The sequence below is a fragment of the Stenotrophomonas sp. HMWF023 genome (genome assembly GCF_003060985.1).
Lineage (GTDB): Bacteria > Pseudomonadota > Gammaproteobacteria > Xanthomonadales > Xanthomonadaceae > Stenotrophomonas > Stenotrophomonas lactitubi.
Window position 1 is genome coordinate 1 of the sequence record NZ_QAIJ01000285.1, and the last position, 8831, is coordinate 8831.

Below are 8831 nucleotides of genomic sequence, written 5' to 3' on the forward strand. Positions count from 1 at the left end.
GTTTTGCATTCGCCGGATATGGGGCAGCGATCAACAACGACCTTCATGGTGCCGCCCTCCACGACGTAGCTCATCCCTGCAGCGTAGTACATGCTCTCCATCGGCTCATTGAACTGCACCTGGAGCTTCGCTGCGGAGAGCTGGGTGACGACGACCGGCTCCAGGCTCGACTTGGAATAGCTGGGTTTCACGTGATCTCCTGAACACCCGGACAGGGAGGCCGCCAACGCAACCCACGCGAGCGCAGCGTGCACATGGCGGCGAGTGATGCAGGCTCTCGTCACGGAGCGGCTCCTTCGTTGATCCGGTGATTATGCACGGGACAACCTGAGACGCGCGTGCGGCAGGGCACAGTCTGGAAACCGGACGCATGAGCGGGCGCCGGCATGCGTTCACGACCACGCCCGCCGGGCGCAAAGCCGGCAGGCGTGTGGAGCAGCCGCCGGGCAGGGCCCGGCACGCCCCTCACCACTTACCAGTTGTACTTGATCCGCCCGTACACGTACGCGCCGTTGAAGCCGAACGGCGAGTAGTTGCTGTACGGCAGCATGCCGAAGGTCGAGTTCTGCAGATCCTCGGTGCGGTCCGGGTACTCGTTCAGCAGGTTGTCGGCACCCACCGTCAGCGTCCAGTTCGCGCTCGGCTTGTAGCTGGCCGAAGCATCCAGCACCCACTTGTCGCCGTAGGTCTGGTCACGCGCGGCCGTGGCCGAGTTGCGCACGGTGAACTTGCCGTAGCGGGTCGCCGCCAGGCCCAGCTCCCAGTGGTCCGAGCGCCAGGTGCCGCTGAGGATGGTCTTGTCGTGCGGGTAGCTGTCTTCGATGCGGCCGATCTCATCGCGGCCGATCAGCGACTGGGTCAGGCCCAGCGTGCCGAACACCGCCGGCGTGCCACCCACGCGCTGTACTTCGGTGTCGTTGTAGCTGTACGCCGCGGTCAGTTCCAGGCTGCTGGCGCTGAAGGGCACGGTGTAGCTGGACACGAAGTCGACGCCGCGGGTGCGGGTGTCCAGGCCATTGGTGAAGTACGAGAACGCGGTGACCTGCGGCAGGCCCAGCCCGGACAGCAGCGCACTGGAAGCGGCGTTGGTGGTGATGCTGGACGACAGCGCGATGCGGTTGTCGATGTCGATCTGGTACGCATCGACGGTGATGTACAGGCGGTCGATCGGCTGCAGTACCAGGCCCAGGCTGTAGGAGGTGGACGTCTCCGCCTTCAGCGGCGAAGCGCCCAGCGCCTGTGCGGCCTGGCTGGTGGTCGGGAAGGTGCCGCGTTCGACGAATACGCCGTTGGTGAACTGGCTGGTCACCGCCTGGTAGCCCTGCTGCGGCAGCGACGGCGCGCGGAAGCCGCTGGAAGCGGTTGCCCGCAGCGCGACCTTGTCGGTGAACGCGTAGCGCGCCGACAGCTTGCCGGAGAAGCGGTCGCCGAAGTCCGAGTAGTCCTCGTAACGGCCAGTGATGCCGGCCGAGAACTTCTCGGTCAGGTCCGCTTCCAGGCCCGCATAGACCGCGTAGTTGTGGCGGTCGGTGTGCACTTCGTTGGTCGGGGTGAAGCCTGCGAAGCCCTGCGCGCCGGTGCCGGTATAGGAGTTCAGTTCACCCGGGTTCTGGTCCCACTTCTCGCGACGGTACTCACCGCCGAAGGACAGCGTGACCGGATAGGCCAGGCCCCAGTCCAGCGACTTGGTCAGGTCGGCGTTGAAGATGTCCTGCTGGTACTTCAGCGTACCGTCGTAGAAAGAACGCGGGCTGGTCGCGCCCAGGCTGTAGTTGATGCTGTTGCGGGTGTGGAAATCCAGGGTGTTCTCGCCGTGGTTCAGGCTCAGGTCCCAGGTCCAGCCGTTGTCGGTGTTGCCTTTGACGCCGGCCACCAGCGAACGGTCCTTGGAGTACTGGTTGATCTGCGGCACGTAGCCGTCCGGGTAGGTCTGCGCCAGCAGCGCGCTCTGCCCACTGTGGTTGCGCGAACGGTAGAACGCGAACGAGGTGATGTCGCGGTTGCTGAGCAGCGCGCTGGCGTAGCCGGTCACGTGGTCGCTGAAGTCGTAGCTGGCATTGACCGAGGCTGCGGTGGCGTCCACCTTCGGGTCGCCGACGATGAAGGTGGTCTGGCCGATGCTGGGGAAATTGCCGGTGTTCGGCGTGGTGCCGCGGTACGGGCCGGCGCGGTCGCTCTCGTCCTGCTGGCTGATCTGGCCGGCCACGTGCACGCGGCCACGGCCGTTGCCGAACTCCACGCCGGTATCGCCGGACAGCTGGTACTTGTTGCCGTCGCCGGCCGAATACTGGCCGTAGTCGACGGCCAGGCTGCCGCCACTGCCGCTGCCCTTCAGCACGATGTTGATGACGCCGGCGATGGCATCCGAACCGTACTGTGCGGAGGCCCCGTCACGCAGCACCTCGACGCGCTCGATGGCGGCGATCGGAATCGCGTTGATGTCCACCGCCGACGAACCACGGCCGATGCTGCCGTTGACGTTGATCATCGCCGAGGTGTGGCGGCGCTTGCCGTTGACCAGCACCAGCACCTGGTCCGGCGACAGGCCGCGCAGCTGTGCCGGGCGCACACCGCTGGTGCCGTCGGTCAGTGCCGGGCGCGGGAAGTTCAGCGACGGCAGCGCGCGCGACAGCGCGGTGGCCAGCTCACCGGTACCGGTGGACTGCAGGATCTCGGGGGTGATGATGTCGATCGGCGACTGCGATTCGGCGACCGTGCGGTCGGCCACGCGGGTGCCGGTGACGATCACCGTATCCAGGGTGTTGGCGGCGGTGCCGGCCTGCTGGGCGGCGGCAACGAACGGAGAGCCACCGAGTGCGACAGCGACGGCGGCGGCGATCAGGCTGGTCTTGCGGGTCATCGGGAGGGGGCTCCGGTTGGCGGGATGGCACCGGAATCGACATCACGGGGGTGAGCGGACGACGGTTGTTGCGGTGCGCAATACAGGAATTAACGGGATATTCAGCGCCTGTCAAATGCCGGTCATCAGAAAAAACGTTGCAGCAGCAACCATTTAGCTGCGACAGGCAGTGACGGGGGGAGGGGCCCGGGAGGCGCGCGGACAGGACGTGGGAGAGAGGAACGTCGCCCGCCGCGCATCCCGGGGCGCGTCAAGTATTCGTTAACGTTAGAATTGCGTCGCAGGAACAGTGCTTACCAGCACATTCCATTCGGTTATATGGACGCCTCCCCCCATGATTTCGCTTCGTAATTTCGCCTTGCGCCGCGGCGAGCGGCTGCTGTTGTCCAATGTCGACCTGACTCTGCATGCCGGTTACCGGGTAGGCGTGGTCGGCCGCAACGGTGCTGGCAAGTCCAGCCTGTTCGCGGCGGTGAAGGGCGAGCTGGAGGCCGACAAGGGTGACGTCGACCTGCCGGGCAAGATCCGCATCGCCAGCGTTGCCCAGGAAACCCCGTCGCTGCCGGACCCGGCGCTGAGCTTCGTGCTGGGCGGCGACGTCGAGGTTGCCGCCGTGCTGGCCGCCGAGGCCGAAGCCACCGCCCGCGAGGACTGGGAAGCGGTGGCCGAGGCGCATACGCGCATGGCCGAGCTGAACGCCTACGACGCCGAAGCGCGCGCCGGCAAGCTGCTGCATGGTCTGGGTTTCCCGGCCGAAACGCACCACCGCGCGGTGTCCTCGTTCTCCGGCGGCTGGCGCGTGCGCCTGAACCTGGCTCGCGCGCTGATGATGCCCAGCGACCTGCTGCTGCTCGACGAACCGACCAACCACCTGGATCTGGACGCGGTGTACTGGCTGGAACAGTGGCTGCTGAAGTATCCGGGCACCCTGCTGCTGATCTCGCATGACCGCGAGTTCCTCGACAACGTCGCCACCCACACCCTGCACCTGCACGGTGGTGGCGCCAAGCTGTATCCGGGCGGCTATACCGATTTCGAGCGCCAGCGCGCCGAACAGCTGCGCCAGCAGCAGATCGCGCACGACAAGGAACAGGCCGAGCGCGCCCATCTGCAGAGCTTCATCGACCGCTTCAAGGCCCAGGCCAGCAAGGCCGCGCAGGCGCAGAGCCGGATGAAGCGACTGGCCAAGCTGGCCGGTACCGAGGCGGTGCGCGCCGAGCGCGAGTTCCGCATTGAGTTTGCGCCGCCGGCCAAGCTGCCGTTCTCGCTGATCCGCCTGAACCACGTCGAGGCCGGCTACGGCAGCGACTCGGTGATCCTGCACAACGTGGGCTTCGGCCTGGAAGCGGGCCAGCGCATCGGCCTGCTGGGCCCCAACGGCGCCGGTAAAACAACGCTGGTGAAGACCCTGGTGGGCGAACTGGCACCGATCGCCGGCGAGCGCGCCGCGCACCCGGACCTGCGTATCGGCTACTTCGCCCAGCACACGGTCGAGTCGCTGCATGAAGGCCAGTCGCCGATGGAACACTTCCGCGACCTGGCCCCGGATGCACCGAACCAGTCGTTCCGCGACTTCCTCGGCAAGTGGAATTTCCCGGGCGACCGTGCCTTTGAACCGGTGGATGGATTCTCCGGCGGCGAGCGCGCACGCCTTGCGCTGGCGTTGATCGCCTACCAGCAGCCGAACGTGCTGCTGCTCGACGAACCGACCAACCACTTGGATCTGGAAATGCGCGAAGCGCTGGCCGAAGCGCTGGCCGACTTCGACGGCGCGATCGTGATGGTCTCGCATGACCGCCATCTGATCGGCCTGGTCTGCGACACCTTCTGGCGTGTGGCCGATGGCGTGGTCGAGCCGTTCGACGGTGACCTCGACGCGTATGCCGCCTGGCTGCGTACGCGCCCGCAGGCGCAGGGCACCAAGGTACGCATGGAGCAGGTGGAGGAACCGGTGGTGGTCAAGACCGCACCGGTCGCGCAGATGGTGCAGAAGAAGCCGGTCAACCCGCACAAGCTGGCCAGCGCCGAAGCCAAGGTCGCTGAGCTGGAAGGTGTGCTGGCCGAACTGGACCGGCAGCTTGCCGACTCGAGCAACTACGCCGATGCCACGCGCATGGCCGTGCTCGGCCGCGACCGCGAAGCTACCGCCGCGCAGCTGGAAAAGGCCGAAGCGGCCTGGATGGAACTGCTGGAATCCTGATTCCATCGGTAGCGCCGGGCCATGCCCGGCGGCTTTTCCCATCCGCTGCGCTCGCCGGGCATGGCCCGGCGCTACCCGCGGCGCGCGTGTTTCACCCCTGCGCCTGCAGCCATTCGCGGAAGCGCTTGGCCGGTTCCCGCTCTGCACGTGAGCGCAGCCGGGTCAGCCAGTAGCGGCCCAGTTCCAGCGTGGTGGCAAACGGTTGCAGCAGCCGGCCCTCGGCCAGATCCGCCTCGAACATGCACCGCGGCAGCAGGGCGACGCCTGCGCCACCGGCCGCAGCCACAGCCAGCGTCAACGACGAATCGAACACCGGTCCGCGCGCTTCCACACCGTTGACCCCGGCCATCTGCAGCCACCGCGGCCATTCGTCGCTGCGGTACGAACGCAGCAGCGGCAAGGTCGCCAGGTCGCGCGGATGCTTCAGCCGCCGCGCCAGCGCCGGCGCGCACAACGGCGCGAACGGCGCGTCCAGGATCGCCGTGCAGGTCTGCCCCTGCCAGTCGCCATCGCCGAAACGGATGGCCAGGTCCAGGCCTTCTCCGGCCAGGTCGATGCGGTTGTTGTGGGTCTGCAGCCGCAGCTCGATATCCGGGTGCGCGGCGTCGAACGCGGCCAGCCGCGGCAGCAGCCAGCCGGTGGCGAAGGTACCGACCACGCCGATCGTCAGCACTTCCCGTGCCGGGCCGCCGGTGTAGCGGGCGATGCTGGCTGAAATGCGTTCGAAGGATTCATTCAGCACCGGGTACAGCGCTGCTCCTTCCTCGGTCAGTGCCACGCCGCGGGGCAGGCGATGGAACAGGCGGACGCCCAGACGGTCTTCCAGCCCGCGTATCTGGTGGCTCAGCGCGGCCTGGCTGACACAGAGTTCCAGAGCAGCGCGGGTGAAGTTCTGGTGCCGGGCAGCGGCTTCGAAGGCACGCAGCGCATTCAGCGGCAGGGTGGGGTGGAGCATGCGTGAGCCGTGAGCCGGAATGATGGCTGATCGTATCTGGTTGGCGGGTGTCTTTGAAATGGCGGCAGAATATCTGCGCTATACATGAATTAAATTAATGTCTCCTCCTGAAAATCCGCGCTGGTAGCCAGCGTTGATGGCCTCCGATAATCGGAATTCGCCCAGGAGAACCCGAATGCTCGCTCGTCGCCGATTCCTGCAGTTCAGTGGAGCTGCCGCCGCTTCCGCGCTCGCGGCGCCGCTGCTCGCCCGCGCCGCCACAACAACCATGGCCGCCGCGCCAACCCCTGCCGCCATCGCCGCCGCCAGCGATTTCGCCGCGCTGGAAAAGGCGTGCAGCGGTCGACTCGGCGTGACCCTGCTCGACACCGGCAGTGGTCGTCGCCTCGGCCATCGCCAGGACGAGCGCTTCCCGCTCTGCAGCACCTTCAAGAGCGTGCTGGTTGCCACGGTGCTCAAACAGGCTGAACGCGATCCGGCACTGCTGGACCGGCGCCTGCCGGTGCGGGCGCAGGACATCCTCGAGCACGCGCCAGTCACCCGCCGTCACGTCGGCAAGGACCTGACCGTGCGCGACCTGTGCCGGGCCACGCTGATCACCAGCGACAACACCGCCGCCAATCTGTTGTTCGCAGCGATCGGTGGGCCGCCGGCAGTGACCGCGTTCCTGCGCGCCACCGGCGACACGATCACCCGCAGCGATCGCCTGGAGCCGGAACTGAACAGCTTCGCCCTCGACGATCCACGCGACACCACTACGCCTGCGGCCATTGCTGCGACCCTGCGGCGGCTGGTGCTGGGCGATGCACTCAAGCCGGCCTCACGCCAGCAGCTGGCCGACTGGCTGATCGACAACGAAACCGGCGATGCCTGCCTTCGCGCAGGCCTGGGCAAGCGCTGGCGGGTGGGCGACAAGACCGGCAGCAATGGTGAAGACGCCCGCAACGACATCGCCGTGTTGTGGCCGGTGCAGGGTGGTTCGCCGTGGATCGTGACGGCCTATCTGCAGGCGGGCGCGATCAGCTTCGAACAGCGCGCGGCGGTGCTTGCGCAGGTCGGGCGCATCGCCGATGGGCTGATCGCCTGACCGCAGCGGCTGCACATGGATGTCGCAGGGCAGGGGCTGATTTTCAGCAATGTTCTACTTGTCCCGCCGCGCGCAGGCGTGCATCCTGCGCGCCTTCGATCCACATGGAAGTCGCCGATGAGTCATGAACTGGTCTACCTGCTGCTGATCTTCGCGCTGCTGGTGATCCCGCGCGCGCTGCAGCGGTTCAGCCTGCCCGCGCCCCTGACCTGCCTGCTGTTCGGCATCATCGGCATGCTCTGGCTGGGCGACCAGGCGCACGACGCGGTCATCGGACTGCTGGCCACGTTGGGCATCTCTTCGCTGTTCCTGTTCGCCGGCCTGGAAGTGGACCTGCAGGCCCTGCGGCGCGGCATGTGGCCGCTGCTGGCGCATCTGGTCATCCGCAGTGCGACCCTGTTCGGCGTCGGCTGGCTGGCCTGGCGTTACGCCGGTCTGCCATGGCAGGCGGCAGGGCTGCTGGCGCTGGCGCTGCTGACCCCGTCCACCGGCTTCATCATGGATTCGCTGTCACGGCTGGGGCTGAGCGAGGACGAACGGTTCTGGGTCACCAGCAAGGCCATTGCCGGTGAACTGCTGGCCCTGGCGGCGTTGTTCATCGTGCTGCAGGCGGGGGATCCGACGCACATGGCGCTGTCCAGCACGGCGCTGCTGGCGATGATGATCGGCCTGCCGCTGCTGTTCATCGCGCTCGGTCGCTGGGTTGCGCCGCATGCGCCGGGCTCGGAATTCTCGCTGCTGGTGATGGTCGGCATGGTGGCGGCCTACATCACCTACCTGCTGGGCGTGTACTACCTGGTCGGCGCCTTCATCGCCGGCCTGGTCGCGCGGCTGCTGCACCAGCGCATGCCGCTGCTGGCCTCGCATGAAAACCTGCATGCGCTGCGTCTGTTCGCCTCGTTCTTCGTGCCGTTCTACTTCTTCAACGCCGGCACCAAGGTGCCCAGCGAAGCGCTGAGCTGGGAGGCGCTGGGGCTGGGCATCGTCATCACCCTGGTGGTGCTGCCGCTGCGCATCGCGGTGGTCTGGCTGCAGCGCCGCGTGATGTTCGGCGAGAGCTTCCGCAGCAGTCTGCGCGTGTCACTGGCGCTGGCACCGACGTTGATCTTCACGCTCGTGCTGGCCGCGATCATGCGCGATCGCTTCCAGATTCCGGCGGTGCTGTTCGGCGCGTTGCTGCTGTACGCCGCATTGACCACGCTGCTGCCCTCGCTGGTGTTCCGTACGCCGTTCGATGTCGATCCGGTCGAGCAGGAACCGGCAGGGCAGGGCGAAGACGCGCCGGTGGCGGCGACGGAAGTGGTTGCGGCCGCCCCTGCAGCCGAGCGCTGAGGCAGATCCAGGGAGTGCGGTTTGCGCGCATCGGCCATGGCCGTTAGGGTTGGGGCATGAAACCGATCGCCGCTGTTGCTTCCGCCATCGCCCTGCTCGGCCTCGCCGCCTGCTCGCAGCCATCGCACACGGTCAACCACGATCTGGCGACCGCGCCGGCCGATGCCTTCATGGCCGCCATCGCAGCCCATTGCGGCCAGGCCTACGAGGGCAAGGTGGTGGAAGACACGCCGGCGCCCACCGGCAAAGATCCCTTTGCCGGGCAGAAGCTGGTGATGCATGTGCGTGGCTGTGCCGACCCGGGTCATGAGCTGCGCATCCCGTTCCACGTGGGCGATGACCATTCGCGCACCTGGGTATTGACCCGCACCGAGCACGGCGTGCGCCTGAAGCACGA

6 protein-coding genes and 1 pseudogene are annotated in these 8831 nt (G+C 67.1%); 4 read left to right on the forward strand and 3 right to left on the reverse strand.

Annotation, left to right across the window (positions count from 1 at the left end):
- Nucleotides 1-191, reverse strand: a 191-nt coding sequence (locus DBR20_RS16170; RefSeq protein ID WP_146187035.1) for a hypothetical protein, incomplete at its 3' end; no start/stop codon positions are given.
- A 281-nt stretch (nt 192-472) separates the two neighbouring features.
- Nucleotides 473-2860, reverse strand: coding sequence for a TonB-dependent receptor (locus DBR20_RS16175; protein WP_108266921.1), 2388 nt, complete (start codon nt 2858-2860; stop codon nt 473-475).
- Between the two features lie 334 nt (nt 2861-3194).
- Here DBR20_RS16175 and DBR20_RS16180 point away from each other — a divergent pair, with 334 nt between their 5' ends.
- Nucleotides 3195-5060 (forward strand): ABC-F family ATP-binding cassette domain-containing protein, encoded by a 1866-nt coding sequence (locus tag DBR20_RS16180; RefSeq protein WP_108266923.1) that lies wholly within the window; start codon nt 3195-3197, stop codon nt 5058-5060.
- A gap of 91 nt (nt 5061-5151) precedes the next feature.
- On the opposite strand, the gene ampR is transcribed toward DBR20_RS16180, so the two are convergent.
- Nucleotides 5152-6015, reverse strand: a complete 864-nt coding sequence (gene ampR, locus DBR20_RS16185) for a LysR family transcriptional regulator AmpR (RefSeq protein ID WP_108266925.1) — start codon at nt 6013-6015, stop codon at nt 5152-5154.
- Nucleotides 6016-6190: 175 nt separating this feature from the next.
- Between ampR and blaL2 the strand changes: the two genes are divergently transcribed.
- The 3 genes and pseudogenes from blaL2 to DBR20_RS23365 form a co-directional block, all read left to right on the forward strand.
- Nucleotides 6191-7102, forward strand: coding sequence for a L2 family extended-spectrum class A beta-lactamase (gene blaL2, locus DBR20_RS16190; RefSeq protein WP_108266927.1), 912 nt, complete (start codon nt 6191-6193; stop codon nt 7100-7102).
- A 117-nt stretch (nt 7103-7219) separates the two neighbouring features.
- The gene (locus DBR20_RS16195) at nt 7220-8434 is read left to right on the forward strand and encodes a cation:proton antiporter (protein WP_108266929.1); all 1215 of its coding nucleotides are present in this window, start codon (nt 7220-7222) and stop codon (nt 8432-8434) included.
- Between the two features lie 56 nt (nt 8435-8490).
- Nucleotides 8491-8831, forward strand: a pseudogene (locus tag DBR20_RS23365) (hypothetical protein); the annotation flags it as partial.